Source organism: Flagellimonas sp. B-3 (genome assembly GCF_056857835.1).
The window spans coordinates 300090-320945 of sequence record NZ_JBSXNW010000019.1 but is presented as its reverse complement, the minus strand read 5'-3'; the positions used below and the strand labels follow the sequence as shown (position 1 = coordinate 320945).

Annotated in this window: 13 protein-coding genes; 10 read left to right on the top strand and 3 right to left on the bottom strand. The window is 42.1% G+C overall.

Translation table 11 applies throughout. The annotated features are described in order from the left end of the window. The first annotated feature begins 69 nt into the window (after positions 1-69). The 6 genes from AC13CS_RS08820 to AC13CS_RS08795 are packed head-to-tail and all read left to right on the top strand — an operon-like array spanning position 70 to position 6840. Positions 70-519 (top strand): MarR family transcriptional regulator, encoded by a 450-nt coding sequence (locus AC13CS_RS08820; RefSeq protein ID WP_293164146.1) that lies wholly within the window; start codon positions 70-72, stop codon positions 517-519. A 16-nt stretch (positions 520-535) separates the two neighbouring features. Then, the gene (locus AC13CS_RS08815; protein ID WP_293164148.1) at positions 536-2962 is read left to right on the top strand and encodes a 3-hydroxyacyl-CoA dehydrogenase/enoyl-CoA hydratase family protein; all 2427 of its coding nucleotides are present in this window, start codon (positions 536-538) and stop codon (positions 2960-2962) included. Between the two features lie 33 nt (positions 2963-2995). Next, positions 2996-3355 (top strand): four helix bundle protein, encoded by a 360-nt coding sequence (locus tag AC13CS_RS08810; protein WP_293164151.1) that lies wholly within the window; start codon positions 2996-2998, stop codon positions 3353-3355. A 50-nt stretch (positions 3356-3405) separates the two neighbouring features. Continuing rightward, on the top strand, positions 3406-4599 hold the full coding sequence (locus AC13CS_RS08805) for an acetyl-CoA C-acyltransferase (RefSeq protein WP_293164154.1): 1194 nt from the start codon (positions 3406-3408) through the stop codon (positions 4597-4599). A gap of 38 nt (positions 4600-4637) precedes the next feature. Continuing rightward, the gene (locus AC13CS_RS08800; protein ID WP_293164157.1) at positions 4638-4991 is read left to right on the top strand and encodes a four helix bundle protein; all 354 of its coding nucleotides are present in this window, start codon (positions 4638-4640) and stop codon (positions 4989-4991) included. 43 nt (positions 4992-5034) lie between these two features. Continuing rightward, entirely contained in the window at positions 5035-6840 is a 1806-nt protein-coding gene (locus AC13CS_RS08795) for an acyl-CoA dehydrogenase family protein (RefSeq protein ID WP_293164160.1), read from the top strand. Between the two features lie 184 nt (positions 6841-7024). Here AC13CS_RS08795 and AC13CS_RS08790 read toward each other — a convergent pair whose 3' ends face one another. Continuing rightward, positions 7025-8824: a glycoside hydrolase family 15 protein gene (locus AC13CS_RS08790; RefSeq protein ID WP_293164163.1), complete on the bottom strand. Its 1800-nt coding sequence runs from the start codon at positions 8822-8824 to the stop codon at positions 7025-7027. 103 nt (positions 8825-8927) lie between these two features. Between AC13CS_RS08790 and AC13CS_RS08785 the strand changes: the two genes are divergently transcribed. From AC13CS_RS08785 to AC13CS_RS08770, 4 genes are all read left to right on the top strand, one after another. Then, the gene (locus AC13CS_RS08785) at positions 8928-11138 is read left to right on the top strand and encodes a bifunctional alpha,alpha-trehalose-phosphate synthase (UDP-forming)/trehalose-phosphatase (protein WP_293164166.1); all 2211 of its coding nucleotides are present in this window, start codon (positions 8928-8930) and stop codon (positions 11136-11138) included. Continuing rightward, positions 11135-12658: a nuclear transport factor 2 family protein gene (locus tag AC13CS_RS08780; RefSeq protein WP_293164168.1), complete on the top strand. Its 1524-nt coding sequence runs from the start codon at positions 11135-11137 to the stop codon at positions 12656-12658. The genes AC13CS_RS08785 and AC13CS_RS08780 overlap by 4 nt, the downstream gene beginning before the upstream one ends. A gap of 25 nt (positions 12659-12683) precedes the next feature. After that, positions 12684-14015: a M28 family metallopeptidase gene (locus AC13CS_RS08775; protein WP_293164171.1), complete on the top strand. Its 1332-nt coding sequence runs from the start codon at positions 12684-12686 to the stop codon at positions 14013-14015. 193 nt (positions 14016-14208) lie between these two features. Further along, positions 14209-15819, top strand: coding sequence for a M1 family metallopeptidase (locus AC13CS_RS08770; protein WP_293164174.1), 1611 nt, complete (start codon positions 14209-14211; stop codon positions 15817-15819). 71 nt (positions 15820-15890) lie between these two features. Here AC13CS_RS08770 and AC13CS_RS08765 read toward each other — a convergent pair whose 3' ends face one another. Next, the gene (locus AC13CS_RS08765) at positions 15891-19274 is read right to left on the bottom strand and encodes a ThuA domain-containing protein (protein WP_293164177.1); all 3384 of its coding nucleotides are present in this window, start codon (positions 19272-19274) and stop codon (positions 15891-15893) included. A gap of 223 nt (positions 19275-19497) precedes the next feature. Beyond that, on the bottom strand, positions 19498-20757 hold the full coding sequence (locus tag AC13CS_RS08760; protein ID WP_293164180.1) for an MFS transporter: 1260 nt from the start codon (positions 20755-20757) through the stop codon (positions 19498-19500). Between the last annotated feature and the right edge of the window lie 99 nt (positions 20758-20856).

Sequence of the window (20856 nt, the reverse complement as noted above, 5' to 3'; positions counted from 1 at the left end):
TACTTAACCTAAATTTATTATGCATGCATAATAAATTTTTCATATATTTGAGAACACCAAACCTGTTCCATGAAAGATTTGACCATTGATTACGCCCTAAGGGCCACTTGGCAGGCTGTTAGCAAAATGTACAATGAGGAAGCTAAAAACTATGGGCTTACAATGGCCATTGGATTTACCTTACTGAGCATTGACCCCAAAGGAGGTACACCAAGTACCACATTGGGGCCCAAAATGGGGATGGAAGCAACTAGTTTGTCAAGGATCTTAAAAAATATTGAGCAAAAAGGTTACATACAACGTAAACGTAACCCAAAAGATGGGCGCGGCGTTCTAATTCACTTAACCCCTTTGGGTTTGGAAAAACGAGAGGAGTCCAAAGAAGTGGTATTGCGTTTCAACGAAGTGGTAAAAGAACATACCTCTCAAGAGGATTTGGTGGGCTTTTTTAGCGTCATTGAAACTATAAATAAACTTATTACAGATAAAAAGATCTATTCAAAAACAACTAATAACTAAAATTACAAACTCGCACATGAAAAGGCATATAAACAAAGTTGCCGTAATCGGTTCCGGAATAATGGGAAGTGGCATTGCATGCCATTTTGCGAACATTGGGGTTGAGGTTCTATTATTGGATATAGTTCCCCGTGAACTTACCGACAAGGAGAAGGCCCAGGGGCTTACTTTAGAGGATAAAGTGGTCCGCAACCGTCTCGTAAACGATTCACTGGCGTCCGCCCTTAAATCCAAACCATCCCCTATTTATCACAAAAAATTTGCCGATTGCATTACCACTGGAAACCTAGAAGACGATATTTCCAAAGTGGCTGATGTGGATTGGATCATTGAAGTGGTCGTGGAACGCTTGGACATCAAAAAACAGGTATTTGAAAACTTAGATAAACACCGCACACCTGGTACTTTGATCACTTCGAACACTTCTGGAATCCCTATCCGATTTATGAGCGAAGGAAGAAGCGATGATTTCCAGAAGCATTTCTGTGGCACGCACTTTTTCAACCCAGCCAGATATTTAAAACTTTTTGAAATTATTCCTGGACCTAAAACTTCACAGGATGTTTTGGACTTCCTTAATGGCTATGGCGAACAGTTCTTGGGAAAAACTTCCGTAGTTGCCAAGGACACACCTGCCTTTATCGGTAATAGAATCGGAATCTTTAGTATTCAAAGTCTGTTCCATGCCGTAAAAGAAATGGGCATGACGGTTGAGGAAGTCGACAAACTCACTGGACCAGTGATCGGACGACCGAAATCCGCCACCTTCCGCACCGTAGATGTAGTAGGACTGGACACCTTGGTGCACGTGGCCAACGGAATCAGTGAAAACTGCAAGGACGATGAGCGCCACGAATTGTTCCAGTTGCCGGATTTTATCCAAACCATGATGGACAACAAATGGTTGGGAAGCAAATCTGGACAAGGTTTTTATAAAAAAGTCAAAGGAGACGATGGCAAGAGCGAAATCTTGACCTTGGATTTGGACACCATGGACTACCGTTCCAAAAAGAGCGCAAAATTTGCCACTCTGGAGCTTACCAAAACCATTGACAAAGTAATTGATCGTTTCCCAGTGTTGGTGGATGGCAAAGACAAGGCCGGAGAGTTCTACAGAAAGAGTTTTGGAGCACTTTTTGCCTACGTTACCCATCGTATTCCTGAAATTACGGATGAGTTATACAAGATAGATGATGCCATGAAGGCTGGTTTTGGTTGGGAACACGGACCATTCCAAATTTGGGATGCCGTTGGGCTCGAAAAAGGACTTGAATTCATTAAGGCTGAAGGTTTGGAGGCTGCTTCATGGGTGTCCGAAATGAAAGAAGCCGGAATTGATTCCTTCTACACCGTTAAAGAAGGGAACACCTACTTCTACGACATCCCAAAAAACCTGCCTGCCGGCAAGGCAGGAACCATGGAAAAAGTTCCGGGCCAGGATGCATTCATCATTTTGGACAATATCAGAAAAACCAAGGAAGTCTTTAAAAACAGTGGTGTTGTTATCGAAGATTTGGGTGATGGAATCCTCAATTGTGAGTTCCAATCCAAAATGAACACCATTGGAGGTGACGTATTGGCTGGCTTGAACAAAGCGGTAGATCTTGCCGAAAAGGATTTTGCAGGATTGGTGGTTGGTAACCAAGCTGCCAACTTCTCTGTTGGCGCCAACATCGGAATGATTTTCATGATGGCGGTGGAACAAGAATATGATGAGCTGAACATGGCCATCAAAATGTTCCAGGACACCATGATGCGTATGCGATATTCCTCCATTCCAACCGTAGCTGCACCACACGGTATGGCACTTGGGGGTGGATGTGAACTTTCACTCCATGCCGATAAAGTGGTAGCCGCTGCCGAAACCTATATCGGTTTGGTGGAGTTTGGCGTTGGGGTAATCCCCGGCGGAGGTGGTTCCAAGGAAATGGCGCTACGTGCTTCCGACACCTTCAGAAAAAACGATGTGGAGCTCAATGTACTTCAAGAGTACTTCCTCACCATCGGAATGGCCAAAGTATCAACTTCGGCTTATGAGGCCTATGACTTGGGCATCCTTCAAAAAGGAAAAGATGTAGTTGTGGTCAACAAAGACCGTCAGATTGCAACAGCAAAAGCGTATGCTAAACTGATGGCCGATGCAGGCTATACCAAACCGGTTAAACGAAAAGATGTCAAGGTACTTGGAAAACAAGCCTTGGGTATGTTCTTGGTAGGAACGGACTCCATGGAAGCTGGACATTACATTTCGGAGCACGACAAAAAGATTGCCGATAAACTAGCCTACGTAATGGCAGGCGGTGACCTTTCGGAAGCCACAATGGTAACCGAACAATATCTTTTGGATTTGGAACGAGAAGCTTTCTTGTCCCTTTGTACCGAAAGAAAGACTTTGGAACGCATACAACACATGTTGAAGACAGGAAAACCACTGAGAAATTAGATTTTGGACAACTAGAATCTAGAAATTAGACAAATGGCAATACATAATTTTAAAAAATTAAAGGTTTGGCAAGATGGTATTGAATTTGTGAAAGATAGTTATAACCTAACAAGAACTTTCCCTGATTTTGAACGATTCAATCTTGCAAGTCAAATGAACAGATGCGCTGTATCCATACCTTCAAATATTTCGGAAGGTTCTAGCAAAAGTACTGACAGACTCTTTAAAAAGTTTTTAGAAAATAGTCTTGGTTCTGCCTTCGAATGGGAAACACAATTAATAGTTTCTTTTAACGAAGGATATTTAGATAAAAACGATTTCAAAGCATTAGAAAATAAAATACTACAAATTCAAAAAATGTTAGGCAAGTTTATTGATAATCTAAGCGATTAGTCTAAACTCCAATCATCTAGATTCTAGATTCCAAAATAATATATAAAACTATGAACAAAACAGCATATATAGTAAAAGCATACAGAACAGCCGTGGGCAAAGCTCCAAAAGGTCTGTTCAGGTTTAAGCGTCCGGACGAACTGGCTGCCGAAACCATCGAATACATGATGAAAGAACTTCCCCAATTGGATAAAAAACGTATTGATGATGTTATTGTGGGGAACGCGATGCCCGAAGCCGAACAAGGTTTGAACATGGCTAGGCTTATCTCTCTAATGGGATTGGACATTGATGATGTGCCCGGGGTGACCGTAAACCGGTATTGTGCATCCGGATTGGAAACTATTGGTATCGCTACGGCCAAAATCCAATCGGGAATGGCGGATTGTATCATCGCTGGTGGTGCGGAAAGCATGAGCTACATCCCCATGGGAGGTTACAAACCAACACCAGATTACGCAACTGCCAAAGAAGGCCATGAAGATTACTATTGGGGCATGGGACTTACTGCCGAAGCTGTGGCCAAACAATTCAAGGTATCTCGCGAAGATCAAGATGAATTTGCCTTCAATTCGCACATGAAAGCGTTAAAAGCGCAAGAAGAAGACCGTTTTCAGGACCAAATTGTTCCTATTGAAGTAGAACACACTTTTGTGAACGAAGCTGGTAAAAAAGAAACAAAAAATTACACCGTCAATAAAGATGAAGGCCCGAGAAAAGGCACCAACATTCCAACCTTGAACAAACTTAGGCCTGTTTTTGCCGAAGGTGGGAGCGTTACCGCTGGAAATTCATCACAAATGAGTGATGGTGCCGCTTTTGTTATGGTAATGAGCGAAGAAATGGTGAAAGAACTCAACTTGGAACCCATTGCACGATTGGTAAACTATGCCGCAGCAGGTGTTGAACCACGAATCATGGGAATTGGCCCTGTAAAAGCCATTCCAAAAGCATTGAAACAAGCTGGAATGAAACAGGACCAAATAGACCTTATTGAGTTAAACGAAGCCTTTGCATCGCAATCGTTGGCCGTTATCAGGGAACTTGGCCTAAACCAAGACATTGTAAACGTAAACGGGGGAGCTATTGCACTGGGGCACCCACTGGGATGTACCGGGGCCAAACTATCTGTCCAACTTTTTGATGAGATGAGAAAGCGCGACATGAAAGGCAAATACGGTATGGTCACCATGTGCGTGGGAACTGGCCAGGGTGCCGCGGGGATATATGAGTTTCTTTCCTAAAGTAGAAGAAAAGAGATTAGAGAAAAGAGACATCTTCGATGAAAAGGCACAATTATAAAAAAATGAAAATTTGGTTGCTCGGATTGGAAATAGCCAACGACATTTCCGATTTGCTCCTCAATTTTCCAAAACATGAACGATATGATCTAAGTTCCCAGATAAGTAGATGCTCAGTTTCAATGCCTAGTAATATTGCTGAAGGATCATCTAGAACAGATAAATCTTTTAAGTACTTCATAGATATTGCATTAGGGTCCTCTTTTGAACTCGGGACACAACTTTTAATAGCTAGACATAGAAACTATATTAACCCTAAAAATTTAAATACACTTGAAGATAAAATTGAAGAATGGCAAAAAATGACCATGGGGTTTCAAAACCGATTGGAATAAGTCTTTCATCTATTTTCTATCTTCTTTAATATCATAATCAAAAATGGAAACAAAAGAAAAAGACATACTGAGAGGAGGTCAATTCTTGGTCAAGGAGACCAAATGTGAGGACGTGTTCACCCTTGAAGATCTCAACGAAGAACAAAAAATGATGCGCGAAAGCACCAAGGAATTTGTAGACCGTGAGCTTTGGGCACATTGGGAACGTTTTGAGAAAAAAGACTACGCCTATACCGAAGAGTGCATGAAAAAAGCTGGAGAACTCGGTCTTCTAAGTGTTGCTGTACCCGAAGCCTATGGAGGTATGGGCATGGGATTTGTTTCCACTATGCTGGTCTGTGATTACATTTCAGGCGCCACGGGATCTTTTAGTACAGCATTTGGAGCGCATACTGGAATTGGAACCTTGCCCATTACATTATATGGAACCGAAGAGCAAAAACAGAAATATGTGCCCAGATTGGCCACTGGTGAGTGGTTTGGAGCCTATTGCTTAACAGAACCTGGAGCTGGTTCCGATGCAAACTCAGGTAAAACAAAGGCCGTGCTTTCCGATGATGGCAAATATTACAACATCACAGGACAGAAAATGTGGATTTCCAACGCTGGTTTCTGTAACCTGTTCATTGTTTTTGCCAGAATCGAAGACGATAAAAATATTACCGGATTTATTGTAGAGAACGATCCGAAAAATGGAATCAGTCTTGGTGATGAGGAAAAAAAATTGGGTATACACTCCTCTTCTACCCGTCAAGTATTTTTCAATGAAACCAAGGTTCCCGTTGAAAACATGCTTTCCGAAAGAGGCAATGGGTTCAAAATTGCCATGAACGCCCTTAACGTAGGTCGTATCAAATTGGCTGCTGCCTGTTTAGAAGCACAACGTCGTGTAATCAACGAAGCTACAAAATATGCCAACGAACGTGTTCAGTTTAAAACCCCGATCATAAACTTTGGTGCTATTAAGGCCAAGATTGCAGACATGGCCACCAACGCTTACGTAGATGAAGCTGCTTGTTACCGTGCCGCCAAAAATATTGAAGATAGAATCGCCATTCGCGAAGCCAGTGGAAATTCACATCAAGAAGCAGAGCTTAAAGGTGTTGAAGAATATGCGATTGAGTGCTCTATTTTGAAAGTGGCCGTATCTGAGCACGTACAGCATACCACCGACGAAGGCATCCAAATTTTTGGAGGAATGGGCTTTAGTGCCGATACCCCAATGGAATCGGCATGGCGAGATGCCCGTATTTCTAGAATTTATGAAGGTACGAACGAAATTAACCGTATGCTCTCCGTAGGCATGTTGGTTAAAAAAGCCATGAAAGGCCATGTAGACCTTTTAGGTCCAGCTACTGCCGTTGGTGAAGAACTGATGGGCATACCATCTTTTGAAACACCTGATTATTCTGAGTTACTATCAGAAGAAAAAGACTTACTGTCTCGATTGAAAAAAGTATTCTTGATGGTTGCTGGTAGTGCCGTTCAAAAATTCGGACCCGACTTGGAAAAACATCAAATGTTGTTGATGGCCGCTTCCGATATCTTGATTCAAATTTATATGGTAGAATCAGCTATCCTAAGAACGGAGAAAAATGCAAAACGCTTTGGTGAAGAAGCCCAAGCAACACAAATAGCCATGACCAAATTGTATTTGTACAGGGCTGTTGACATTATCCAACAAAAAGCTAAGGAAGGTATTGTCTCCTTTGCCGAAGGTGATGAACAACGTATGATGTTGATGGGACTCAAACGCTTTACCAAGTATACAAACCAACCCAATGTAGTGAAGCTTAGGACGCAAATTGCTGATAAAGTCGCTGCAGACAACGGGTATACCTTTGACTAATTCAAATATATGTTGGGATAAAAACCCACTTGGATTTGAAAACGCCCCGATTGGGGCGTTTTTTTGTTTTCTACTTCTATTTGATGCACTGTGTCAGGTCGATCGCAGTCGATACCAATCTAAGGCTCAGGCTTTTGTAAGACCTCTCGACTGCGCTCGAGTTGACAATCATTCTTTACACAGCTTACTTGATGGATTCCAATATTTGCTCGTCTTTCTGTTTTTTAGAAAAGTTAATGGCACATTCAATTAGTGCCAAATGCGAGTATGCTTGTGGAAAGTTGCCCAACAACCTTTTAGTTTTAAAGTCGATGTCCTCGCTAAACAGCCCCAAATGGTTGCTGTAGCCCAATAAACGTTCAAACTGTTCCAAGGCCTTTTCCTCCTCCCCTATTTTGAACAAGGCATTGATGAACCAAAATGTACAAATGGTGAATGATGAGGAAGGAAGCCCAAAATCATCTTCGTTTTTATAGCGGTACAAAAGACCATCGTTGCTAAGCCCATCTTCTATGGCTTTGACCGTATTTACATATTTAGGGTCGCGCGCATGGATAAAACCATACGGTTCCATCAAAAGCACCGAGGCATCCAAATGGCGGGACCCATAACATTGCACAAAGGCATTGATATCATTGTTCCAGGCGTTTTCGTGGATATCTTCCTTAATTTCCTGCTCAAGGGCCGTCCAACGTGCCAGTTTTCGGGTTTTACCGAACATTTGAGCCACTTTTATAGCGCGATCCAAAGCTACCCAACACAACACTTTGGAAAAGGTAAAATGTTTGTCTTCCCCACGGAATTCCCAGATACCTTTGTCCGGTTCCTTCCAGTGTTTTCCAACAATCCAAACAATTCCTTTGGTAATGCTCCAAAGTTCCTCCACATTCTCAATATCGTTGCTAAAGTTCTTTAACTGCTCATAAATCACATCCATCAAAATGCCATAAATATCATTTTGACGTTGTTTGTAAGCCGCATTACCAACGCGAACAGGTTTGGAGCCCCTATAACCATCAAAATGATCCAAGGTCTTCTCTGTTAATGTTTTTTCCTTGTTAATGCCATACATAATCTGGAGTTTCTCATCCTTGTCGGGCATCAAATCAATAATAAACTGAAGGTAGCGTTTTGCGGAGTTTTTATGTCCAAGTTCGGAAACCACCTTGATTACCATGGAGGCATCACGAATCCAGCAGAAACGGTAATCCCAATTCCTAACCTCACCTATGGTTTCGGGCAAGGATGTGGTCGCAGCCGCCAAAACCGCCCCTGTTTTGTCGTAAGTCAACATTTTTAGGGTTATGGCGCTTCGTATAATTTCATCTTTGAATTTTTGGTAGTCCGGTGTTTTTGCAACCCAATCCAACCAATATACCTTGGTGCGTTCCAGTTCCAGCCCCATTTTATCCGTGGTCGGCATCAATATTTTTTCGTTGTAACGAATCAAAAAGTATCCGTCTTCCCCCAAACTTATCTCCTCGCCACCCAAAACGCGTTCCTTATCAAAAGATGTATATAGGAAAAGTGTATCGTATTTTAACTTATGGGTAAGGCTGGCAATAAAATCCTCTTTTACAAAATGTTTGGTTGCACCTAATCCATATTCCAATTTAGGGTCATATTTTACCGTGAACTTTGGTGCACCAGAAATATATTTTACATAGCGGATAATCTCTGGCTGTGCTTTGTACTTCCCGTTCATTTTATGATGTCGGGGCATAAAGTCGTGTAGTTCAAAAACATTATTGCCCTCCGTATAACGCGTGATCAAAATTGCGGTGTTTCTGTAATATTCCTGTTCAATGGTATAATCCCCTTTAGGATGGATTTCAAAACTGCCCCCTTTTTGCTCATCCAGCAACTTTGCAAATATCGACGTAGAGTCAAATTGTGGCAGGCAGCACCAGTCTATGGAGCCTTCTTTGGAAATCAATGCCGCACTCCTGCAATTTCCTATAATTCCGTAATTCAAATTGTCCATAGGTCAAAAATTCTCAAAAGGGTTAGAATGAATTGGTTTTGCGCTCGAATTTCCCGAATTTTAAAGAAACAAAAAATTAAAATACGTCAAAAATCATCCTTTTATGGGCAAAACTATCATAATCTCAAATCGATTACCCGTTCAGTTACAAATTAGCAACGGAACCATTAATGCAATACCAAGTGTTGGGGGTTTGGCTACGGGGATGAAATCCGTACATAGCGGTGGCGAAAGTCTTTGGATAGGTTGGTCCGGGTTAACCGACGAGGACACACCCGAAGAACTTGAAAATGACATTGATAAAGCCTTAAAAGAACATGGTTGTGCCAAGGTAAAGCTCAATTCCGATGAAATTGATGGTTTTTACTACGGTTTTAGCAATAGAACCATTTGGCCCCTGTTCCATTATTTTTTGAAGTATTCCGAGTTTGAACTGAATTATTGGGACACCTATAAAAAGGTAAACCAGAAATTTGCAGATGCCATTATTGAAAATTCGGACGAGGACGACACTATTTGGATCCATGATTACCAATTGATGCTGGTTCCTCAAATGGTGCGTGAAAAACGTCCCGATACTACAATCGGATTCTTTTTACATATTCCCTTCCCCTCTTTTGAAATATTCCGAACATTACCTTGGCGTGATGAAATTTTGGAAGGATTGTTAGGCTCGGATCTTATAGGTTTCCATACTTACGATTACGAAAGACACTTTTTAAGTTCTGTACGAAGGCTTATAGGATTGGATGTAAGCTTCAACGAGATTTATTTGGACAATCGGGTCATTAAAGTGGACTCCTTCCCTATGGGAATTGATTACAAAAAATTCAGGGATGCCGCAATCTCGCACGAATCCAAAAGCCAAGATGAACGAAGTGATCTTCAGGTAAGGTTGGACAACCATAAAGCCTCGGCCCCAGATACTAAGCTCATCCTTTCCATAGACCGATTGGATTATAGCAAGGGCATTGCAAAACGTATCAATGCATTTGAGTACTTCCTTCAAAAATATCCAGAATACAAAGAAAAGGTGCGATTGATCATCCTAGCTGTGCCATCTCGCTCCAACGTACCGCAATATCAACTGTTAAAAAGAGAGGTTGACGAACTGGTCGGAAGGATCAATGGGGAATTGTCCACCATAAATTGGACCCCGATCTGGTATTTCTACCGTTCTCTGCCATTCGAAAGCTTGATCGACCTTTACACATCCAGCGACATAGCGTGGCTTACCCCGCTCCGAGACGGCATGAACCTGGTCGCCAAGGAATATATCGCCACACGAACGGACAAGTCCGGAGTACTTATTTTAAGTGAAATGGCCGGTTCCGCATACGAAATGAACGAAGCCCTGTTAATCAATCCCAATAACTTTGAGCAACAAGCGGACACCCTAAAAAGAGCCTTTAACATGCCATTGGAAGAGCAAGTTTCCAGGAACACTTTTTTACAAAAAAGATTGGAACGCTACAATGTGGAGGTCTGGGCCAACGAGTTCATGAACGCCCTAAAGGAAAATAGGGATTTGGGCCAAGCCTTTATTTCCGAAAAAATGTCGCCACAAATCCTCATGTCCATTGAAAAAGCTTATACAGCATCGAAAAAACGCTTGTTGTTCTTGGATTATGACGGTACCTTGGCCGGTTTTCACAAAGACCCCCAACAAGCCTCTCCCGATGAAGAATTATATGAGCTGTTGGATGAATTGCACCAGCAAGAGAACACCACTATATTTTTAATAAGCGGAAGGGACAAGGAAACCTTTGGCCGTTGGTTTTTGCCAAAAAAATATAATATGATCGTAGAACATGGGGTGTGGATTTCCAGAAACGGCGATGACTTTAAGTTACTGGAACAAGTAAAAAGCGGATGGATGAGCAAAATAAGACCTGTTTTGGAATCTTTCGTGGATAGGACACCCGGCTCCTTTATCGAGGAAAAAAATTATTCCCTGGCTTGGCATTACAGAAACACCGATCCCGATTTTGGTACAAAAAGAGCAACAGAACTTAATACTGTTTTACGTAGTTTAATCGGGAATGACGATATTAGCGTTTTGAACGGAAACAAGGTCATGGAGGTAAAAAGCAGCAATGTAAACAAAGGTAGGGCCGCCACGAGAATGTTGAGTGAAGATGATTATGACTTTGTATTTGCCATTGGTGATGACTGGACGGATGAATTTATGTTCCAAGAACTGCCCGATTCGGCAATTACCGTAAAAGTGGGACTCAAAAAAACACAGGCCAAATACCATGTGGAAAACACCAAAAGGGTACGGCAACTTTTAAAACGTTTTACAAAACAATGACACGAGGTTTTTTTTTGATTTGCTCATTATTGGTAAGCGCTCTAGGGTGGGCGCAGACCGATACGGAAGTCTATCTTTTTGACCTTAAGGTAAACAATGGAAAACCTACCCTGTCCAATCCAAAAAATATTTCCAACAATCCCGGTTACGACAACCAACCCTCTTTTTGGGATGATGATTCTATTCTGTTTGCTTCAACAAGGCAAGACCAAACAGACATTCTTCAATTTAATGTGAATGAGGGCAGCACTTCGTCCTGGTTGACCTATACCACGGCAGGAAGCGAATATTCGCCCCTTCGCATCCCCGGCAAAAATGCCATTTCTGCAATTCGGTTGGATTTAGATGGCCTGCAACGTTTGTATGAGTATGACTTTGAAACAAGCGAATCCACCACGATCACAGATTTAAAGATTGGATACCATGTTTGGTTCAACCACCATATTTTGGTTGCTACTGTTTTGATGGAAAATCGAATGGACTTAAAAGTTATGGACCTTGAAAAAGGAACACAAAAAACCGTTCACCAAAACGTAGGACGGTCGTTGCATAAAATACCGGGTACTGATCTTATTAGTTTTATAAGTAAGAGAAATAATACTTGGGAAATAATGTCTTTGGACCCCATTACGGGTGAATCAAAGAAAATAACCAAGACTTATGCCCAAGAAGAAGATATTTGTTGGTTGGATGAAAACACCATCATTACTGGAGCGGGTAAAAGGCTTTTGACAAAGAAACTGAGTTCAGATGCTGATTGGGAAACCATCATTGAGTTTCCACAAGAAGAAATCAATAACATTAGCCGTATTGCTATCAGCCCTAACAGCAAACGATTGGCATTTGTGGCCGAGGAATCACCGGCAAAAATTATTCAAAAGCAAGTAAAAGCCTTTAATAGTCGAGATTTAGATGGATTCGTAGCCTGCTTTGCAGACAATGTACTGGTACAGCGTTTTCCCAATGAGAAAATGTATCAAGGCAATAGCACAATGCGGGACAACTACGAACGCTTCTTCGAAAACGTAAAATCCTCAAGCGTAGAAGTGATGAACCGTATCATCCTCGGAAACACTATAATAGATGAGGAAAAAACCAAAGTAGATGGCAGGGACGGACACCAAGTCGCCATCTATCAAGTGGAAAATAGATTGATTGCTTCCATGACCTTTGTTTTCCCCGATGGGCCTTTGACCGATGCCGAAAGTATTGTACAGGAACAATTGGATGCATACAACAATAGGGATATCGAGGCTTTTGCCAATACTTATGCCAATACTATCGAGCTATATAATTTTCCGCAATCGCTCAACCTAAAAGGTAAATCCAAACTTGCACAACAGTACGGTTCCTTTTTTGAAAATACACCGGATTTGCATTGTGAAATACAAAACAGAATCGTAATCGGAAACAAGGTAATTGACCACGAATCCCTAACCATCAATGGAATGCTTGTAAAGGCCATTGCCATTTATGAAGTGGAAAATGGCGAAATTGCCAAGGTTACATTCATCAAGTAATTTAAACTAACTAAACCTCATAAAGATGAAAAAAATACTTACACTCCTAGTGTTCACAATCACATCCATTGGTTTTTCCCAAACCGATACCCGGATGTACGACATCATCAATTCCGTATCGGCAGATCGTATTGAAAGTGATGTGACCACCCTTGTTAATTTTGGTACAAGGCACACTTTGAGCGATACCGTTTCACAAACCCGAGGAATTGGTGCCGCAAGAAGATGGATCAAGTCGGAGTTCGACAAAATTTCTTCTAATTGTGGAGATTGTTTGGAAGTGTTTTATCAAAAAAACCTGATTGAAGAAGGGGATAATGCCCGAATAGTAAAAGATGTTGAAGTTGTAAACGTAGTAGCGATTCAGCGTGGAACCAAGTTTCCGAACCGCTTTATTATTATGAGCGGTGATATTGATTCACGCGTAAGCAATCCAACCAATTACACTTCCGATTCTCCTGGAGCCAACGATAATGCCAGCGGTATGGCGGGCACCATTGAAGCTTCGCGCGTGCTCTCCAAGTATAAATTTGAAAGCAGCATTATTTACGTTGGTCTTTCGGGTGAAGAGCAAGGACTGTATGGTGGAAAAGGTTTAGCTGCTTATGCCAAGGAAAAAGGCTGGGATATTGTGGGTATCCTCAATAATGATATGATTGGGAACATCACCGGAGTGGACGGTGTGGTGAGCAATAGGGATTTCAGGATTTTCTCGGAACCCGTTCCACCTACCGAAACCGAACAAGAGCGAAGAGCTAGACGTTTTTACGGTGGCGAAGTAGATGGTATTTCACGCCAATTGGCCAGATACGTGTACAAAACCACAAAGACCTATATGCCCGAAATGAACCCCATGATGATTTACCGACTGGACAGATTTGGGCGCGGTGGCCACCACAGACCTTTTAATGATGCGGGATACGCGGGCATTCGAATTATGGAGGCCCATGAGAATTACACACAGCAGCATCAAGATATTCGTGTGGAAGACGGCATCGCCTATGGTGATGTGTTGGAGCACGTAAATTTTGAATATGCCAAAAAACTCACGGCGGTCAATGCCATTAACCTAGCTTCTATTGCGTGGGCTCCGCCAGCTCCCGAGACCGTAGAAATTGGTGGTATTGTAGAACCTAGTGCCAAACTAAAATGGAGCAAGGTAGATGGGGCTGTTGGCTATAAAATCTATTGGAGGGACACCACCTCCCCCACTTGGGACAACTACAAATATGTGGGCGATGTTAGCGAACACACTTTGGAAGGCGTGGTTATTGACAATTACTTCTTTGGAGTGGCCGCTGTTGGTAAGGATGGGCACGAAAGCCCAGTGGTTTTCCCAAATAAAGTTTTCAGGTAGGGTGTTTGTTGTAATACATTCAACGATTTAAATGTCATTCCTGCTGACCCCTGAGCGTAGTCGAAGGGAAGCAGGAATCCATCGAGTACGGAATGGCAAGTTTTCACAAAAAGAGGTATAGAAACTGAATATACCGCGATGTAAGCATACGCCTGCAATTTAAACAGGGGCTATTTTTAACTAAACATAAAATATGAAGCAAAAATTTTTTCTAGTTTTCCTTTTGGGGCTGAGCATTGTATCTGCACAAAATTTTACTAAACAAGACACTTTAAGGGGCAGTATAACTCCAGAAAGGGAATGGTGGGATTTGAACTACTACCACCTCAACGTGAAGGTGGAACCTTCCAATAAGTTTATCTCGGGGCACAATATTGTTCGGTACAAGGTTTTGGAAGCGGCCAAAATACTTCAAATTGACCTACAAGAGCCCATGAAAATTGAATCTATCACACAAGACGGTAAAAAATTAAAATACACTTCTGTAGGAAACGCTCATTTCATCAAACTGAAGAAAAAACAGGTCCCCGGTGAATTCAACGAACTAAAAATAGCATACTCTGGGCATCCTAGAGAAGCGGTAAGAGCTCCATGGGACGGTGGGTTTTCATGGAAAGAAGATGCTAATGGCAACCCTTTTGTTGCTACATCGTGCCAAGGTTTGGGCGCCAGTGTTTGGTGGCCCAATAAAGACCACATGTACGACGAGGTGGACAGTATGCGCATTAGTGTCACCGTTCCCAAAGATCTTATGGATGTATCCAACGGACAATTGGAAAGCGTTGCCGACAAAGGCGATTTTAAAACCTATAACTGGGTGGTAAAGAATCCCATAAACAACTACGGTGTTAATGTTAATATTGGAAATTACAGGCACTTCAGCGAAAAATATGAAGGGGAAAACGGTCCTTTGCAACTGGATTACTACGTCTTGCCCGAAAACTTGGAAAAAGCCAAAAAACAATTCGCCCAAACCCCAATGATGCTCAGAGCTTTTGAACATTGGTTTGGCCCCTACCCTTTTTACGAAGATGGCTTTAAATTGGTTGAAGTGCCTTATTTGGGCATGGAACACCAAAGTTCTGTTACCTATGGCAATAAATATGAAAATGGTTATTTGGGTCGGGATTTGTCGGGCACTGGTTGGGGCCTACAATTCGATTTTATCATTATCCACGAGGCAGGTCACGAATGGTTCGCCAACAACATTACCTACAAAGATATTGCCGACATGTGGGTGCATGAAGGTTTTACGGCCTACTCCGAAAATCTGTACCTCGATTATCATTTTGGCAAAAAAGCATCTGCCGAGTACGTTATCGGAACCCGTAGCAACATCCAAAACGACATACCCATTATTGGGCCCTACGGAGTAAATCAAAAAGGTTCGGGGGATATGTATTACAAGGGTGCCAACATATTGCATACCCTGCGCCAATTGGTGGATGATGATGAAAAATGGCGTCAAATATTGCGAGGACTCAATAAAGATTTTTACCATCAAACGGTAACCACCAATCAAATTGAAGATTATTTAAGTGAAAAATCGGATAAGGATCTATCCGCTTTCTTCAATCAATATTTGCGTACCACTATGATTCCTACCTTGGAATATAAACTTGAAGGAGAAACCATCAGTTTTAGGTATATGGACATTGTGGAGGGTTTTGATATGCCCATCAAAATAACTGTAGATGGTTCGGAAAAATGGATATTCCCTGATGCTGAATGGCAAACAGAGGAACTAGAGGGGAGCAAGGTTGTTTTTGATGAAAATTTCTATATCGAAACGAAAAAAATCTAATCCAAAAGACTTTGACAAAACAAAAAGGCTCCGCATATTACGGAGCCTTTTTTATTTGATTTATCAGTTGTTTAATTAAACTGTACCTGTGTCAGTGCAAAAGGGCTTCCACCTTCACCTTCAGCTTTGTAGGTAAGGTATAGCTTAGGTTGTACTCCATCGGTTTTTTCAATGGGTATTATAATAGCTCCTCCTTGGCCACTGAGACCATCAGGATTAAGTTGTCCTGTTCCGAGGACTTCGCCATCAGGAGCTCCAGCCCTTAACTCCATGGTATAACCTATACTTGGAGGCTCTTGCCATCCAACAATGGCCATCAATCTACTTACACCTGTCAAATCTGTGTTTTCTATTTTCAACCATCCTTCGGCAGCGTTCAAAAGTTGCAACTGCATTCCACCAAAGGCCATGGCCTGCATACCCTCCGTAGGCGTGCCCTCTGGAAAAGTCATGGTATTACTGGCCAAAACAACCGTTTTTGAGCCTGTTAATGGCAACGCTTCCGCTGTACCTTGGTCGGTATAACTGGCTGTTAGTAAAAATACTTCTCCCTTCTCCTTTGCCTCTGGCTTTACTGTACCGGTTAAAGGGAGTGATGGTTGCTTATTGCCGCCACCTGTCAAGGACTGAATATACTGGGTAATCTGTCTAGCTTCCATTTGAGTGACATTAGGGTGGGCTGGCATTACCACTTCGCCCCAGACACCGGAACCACCTCCAATAATTTTAGCCATTAAATAGTTGGTTGCACCTCGGTCGCCCTTGTACTTCTCCGAAACTTCAAGATAGTTTGGTCCAATCGACGCCTCTTTTTCCTTGTGGCATGATTTGCAGTCTAAACTCTGGGTTAACGCTTTGCCCATTACAGCACCAGATACTTGCTGGTGGCCCAAATTCATGTTCACCTCATCCATACCGGAACGGTATTCTACCGAAACATAAACATTATCCTCATCAACTTCGCTATCCGCATCCGAAACCGAAACCTTGTATCCGATTGGTTGTCCCGGAATGTAAAATGATGAATTCGCCTGGTCCAATTCAATATCCACTACAGGTCGCTCATTACCCGCAACTATAGTTTGGTCAAGGCTCGAAACTTCCTCGCCTGCTGTATCTTTAGCTATCACACTAAGTTTATAGGAACCTGCATCTTTGTACGTATACGTTAAAGTGGGTTCCGTGGTCTCCTGGGTAGTTCCATCTCCCAAATCCCAAACATAACTCATGCTATCGCCTTCCCGATCGTGGGCTTCAACAGTGGCTGTAACGGTAAGTGGCAGTGAACCGGAATCGGTATCCACTATAAAATTGTCTACTACAGGGGCTCGGTTACCTCCATTGTATTCAATATAGCTCAAACCACTGTCCGGGTTTGCAGAGAACCAACCACTTCCGTATTCCAATAGGTAAACGCGTCCATCGGGACTCATTTCCATATCAATCAAATTGCTTAATTCGATGTCTGGGGCAAAAGGTTCCATTTTGTTTACAGAACCATCTTCAAAAAGATGAACGGCCATCATCCAACCTCTCATCCAGTCATAAATGATTACTTTTCCATTGTAATAAGACGGTAAACCTCCGCCATTAGGGTATAAATCTGACCAATACGTGGGTCCTGCCATAGCGTTTCTTCCTCCCGAACCTGTTTGGGGGAAATCCTGGCTTTCTCCATAATGATAGTATGCATATGCTGGTTGGGCAGGGGGCAATTCTTTTAAACCTGTATTGTTTTTGGAGTCGTTGATTGGTTTCTCCGGATCGAAAAACCTTCCGGATTCCCCTGTTTCATAATTATACTTGCTATAGGCAAAATTATCTCCGATAAACATGGGCCAACCGTAATTTCCGGGCTCACGGGCCTGGTTCATTTCATCATATCCTCTTGGGCCACGGGTTTCGAGACTGTCAACTCGTGCATCAGGTCCCACATCGCCCCAATACAAATATCCACGTTTTAAATCAACCGAAATCCTGTATGGGTTACGGTGTCCCATGGTATAAATCTCTGGTCGTGTTTTTTCTGTACCTACAGGGAAAAGGTTGCCTTCAGGTATATCGTAACTTCCATCTTCGTTGACTTTAATTCTAAGTATTTTACCACGAAGATCGTTGGTATTTGCAGAAGTACGTCTAGCATCAAATTGTTCCTTGCCCGGTATATCGTTCAAGGGTGCATATCCACTATTTACATATTTGGCCTCTTTGTCATCAAAAGGTGTTGAATTGTCCCCTGTTGATAGATATAGATTCCCATCTGGTCCAAAAGCAATAGATCCTCCTGTATGGCAGCATATTTCACGTTGGCTGTCTAACTCAAGAATTACTTGCTCGGAATCCATATCAAAATTCCCATCCTTAAACTTAAAACGCGAAAGTCGATTTATCCAATTGTCGCCTGATGGAGCATAATACAGGTAAATCCAATTATTTTCCGAAAAATTTGGGTCTTTTTGAAGCCCCATCAGCCCTTGTTCAGCATTTACCCCTGGTGTTTCCAGTGTTTTATGGTATACATCCAAAAAGGCAACTTGGCTGATTTCTTTGGTCTCATCGGAATACAACATTACTTCTCCCCTACGCTGTGCAATCAACACATCATTGTTTGGTAGCACGGTCATTTCCGTAGGTTCAAAAAATTGTCCCGTAGACAATGTTACTTTACTGAAGCGGTCGGTCTCGGGTGGTATTTGGGATGTTGCCTTGGCATAATCCAATTCAAGGTTTTTACCAATGGCATAGTTAATACCTCCAAGAACATGTTTTAGAAAGAGTTCCTCGGTATAACTTTCGTCCGTATGTCCTGCTGCAGTGTAAAACGCACGGCCACCATCAAATTCGTGATACCAGGCCATTGGATGGTATTCACCGTTTTCACCACCTTCGTAGGTTGACTCGTCCACGGTCATCAAAACATTGATGCCATCGTAAATATTTTTGTAGTTGTACAATTCATCGCTACGGTGCCATACGGAATCTGTAAAAAATTCTGTAGATGGATGGTTTTTATCTTTTATGATAAAATCCGCCTCAGGTGTTCCTGCCGGATGGCTCAAGAATTGAGCACCGACCAATTTGTTGTACCAGCCCCAATCGTACTCGGTATCGGCCGCTGCGTGAATGCCCACATAGCCTCCCCCTGCTTGAATGTAACGCTCAAAAGCTGCTTCTTCACGTGCATTGAGTACATTTCCTGTTGTACTTAAAAACACGATTGCGGAATACTTGGCCAAATTTTCGTCGGTAAATAATTGGCCGTTTGTTGTAGTGTCAACAACAAAATTGTTCTCTTGGCCCAATCTTTCAAGAGCCGCGATTCCTGATGGGATAGAAGCATGTTTAAATGCCATTGTTTTTGAAAAAACCAAAAGCTTGGGCGGCCCTTGGCGTTTTTTCTCACACCCAACAAGAACAAAAAGTAGGCATAACGCCCCTAAAATGTAATTCTTCATGTGCATTAATAATTGTTGTAAAATCTTAAAGTTTAGTTTTGGCAATTAGCTAATAGCTAACTATGTGGCAATATAATTACTATTTTGGTGAAAACCGGCCTCTATTGTCTCAAATTGTAAAAATAAACGGATTCGTTGTAATTCAACGATATTATAACTCTGTTTCAATTGGTTTATCATGCCTTTTTACAAATTGAGGCACCACTTCCATAAATAGTCTTCATTATTTGTCCCTACCGTACTTTTTGTGATAAATCCATGCTGCTACTCCCCCAACAAATGCAAAAGCGCTCAACATCCAGAATACATTTTGGTGTCCCAATTCCTCTCCGGGGTGTGCATCCAGCAGCATACCGTAGGCCGGACCCGCAAAGACATCGGGGGTATAGCCGATCAAAGAGATGAGTCCGACAGCGGTTCCCGTTAATGCCAATGGTATTTTACCAACGTGCATTACTCCAAAATACAGGGCCCGTATGCCATAAACCCCTGCCGCAATAACAACTACCGATATAAAAAACAAGAGTGTGGTTGTTGGGGCTATCACGCCACTGACAAAGAGCAATCCTCCAATCAATGCCAAAACAAAGCTTACCACTAACAGCCATGTAATTTTCAATCTATCCGCTATCAAACCAAAAAGAATGCCTGTGGTAGGACGTAGAAATTGTAGCAGGGTTCCCACTTTGGCGGAATCCACTTGATTGTACAACATGACTTCTTCGGTATATTGCGAGATGATATCCGTAATCTTGTAACCTACATAACCACACAGTATAATTACCATGAGCAACCAAACCGAAGGTAATTTAAGCACTTGTTTTATATCTTTCCAAGAAATGCGTTCGAGAATGATTTTCTGATCACTTTCTGTGGTTTTCATGAAAAACCACACTAAAACCCCTACTAAAATAATAATGATGGAGGCTGTATATAGAACATAAGTGAACGCTTTTTTGCGGTCATCAAGATTGGCAAGATCGGGAGACTCCGATAAAAAAAACGAAAAGACCACTACGCCCATCAAACTGAACAAGGCACCTGTTAGTCCTCGACCACCATCGAGAAAGCCAAAGGCTTTTCCTTGGGAATCGGTTCCTCCCCAAATTCTTGTGGCCTTGATCATGGGTGCCCAAAAAAGAAAAATAGTGGTAAAACCCCACCAACCGTATAATATTTGGAGTACCCAAAATGCTGGATAGTGAGCAAACACAAAGCCACCCAAAGCGGTCATCCATAAGGCAATGGCTATCAATTTTCGGGCTTGATATTTATCTGCCAAAGGTCCACCCAACACATAAGAAACCATAGCCACCAAACCGTACACCGAAAAGCAAAGCCCCAATTGAACATTGTCCAACTCCAAAACATCCAATACAGTGGGTCTAAAAACGCGCGGCAATACAAAAGGAAGGATAAAGATGGCCTCACCCGAAAGAATCAACAATAATAAATAGAACCAACTTGGTTTTGTTTCGTTCAAAACTAGGATTTGGATAAAAGTCACTAAAAAAACCGGAAAAACCCAAAAGCATGAAGAATAAAAAATCGGGTATCTTTAAGGTTTCTAAAATCGATCCTA

Excerpts from the sequence above, each read along its gene's own strand:
- AC13CS_RS08790 (WP_293164163.1), bottom strand. The coding sequence starts at position 8,824 with ATGGACAATTTGAATTACGGAATTATAGGAAATTGCAGGAGTGCGGCA.
- AC13CS_RS08780 (WP_293164168.1), top strand. The coding sequence starts at position 11,135 with ATGACACGAGGTTTTTTTTTGATTTGCTCATTATTGGTAAGCGCTCTA.
- AC13CS_RS08805 (WP_293164154.1), top strand. The coding sequence starts at position 3,406 with ATGAACAAAACAGCATATATAGTAAAAGCATACAGAACAGCCGTGGGC.
- AC13CS_RS08770 (WP_293164174.1), top strand. The coding sequence starts at position 14,209 with ATGAAGCAAAAATTTTTTCTAGTTTTCCTTTTGGGGCTGAGCATTGTA.
- AC13CS_RS08815 (WP_293164148.1), top strand. The coding sequence starts at position 536 with ATGAAAAGGCATATAAACAAAGTTGCCGTAATCGGTTCCGGAATAATG.
- AC13CS_RS08765 (WP_293164177.1), bottom strand. The coding sequence starts at position 19,274 with ATGAAGAATTACATTTTAGGGGCGTTATGCCTACTTTTTGTTCTTGTT.
- AC13CS_RS08820 (WP_293164146.1), top strand. The coding sequence starts at position 70 with ATGAAAGATTTGACCATTGATTACGCCCTAAGGGCCACTTGGCAGGCT.
- AC13CS_RS08810 (WP_293164151.1), top strand. The coding sequence starts at position 2,996 with ATGGCAATACATAATTTTAAAAAATTAAAGGTTTGGCAAGATGGTATT.
- AC13CS_RS08800 (WP_293164157.1), top strand. The coding sequence starts at position 4,638 with ATGAAAAGGCACAATTATAAAAAAATGAAAATTTGGTTGCTCGGATTG.
- AC13CS_RS08795 (WP_293164160.1), top strand. The coding sequence starts at position 5,035 with ATGGAAACAAAAGAAAAAGACATACTGAGAGGAGGTCAATTCTTGGTC.
- AC13CS_RS08785 (WP_293164166.1), top strand. The coding sequence starts at position 8,928 with ATGGGCAAAACTATCATAATCTCAAATCGATTACCCGTTCAGTTACAA.
- AC13CS_RS08775 (WP_293164171.1), top strand. The coding sequence starts at position 12,684 with ATGAAAAAAATACTTACACTCCTAGTGTTCACAATCACATCCATTGGT.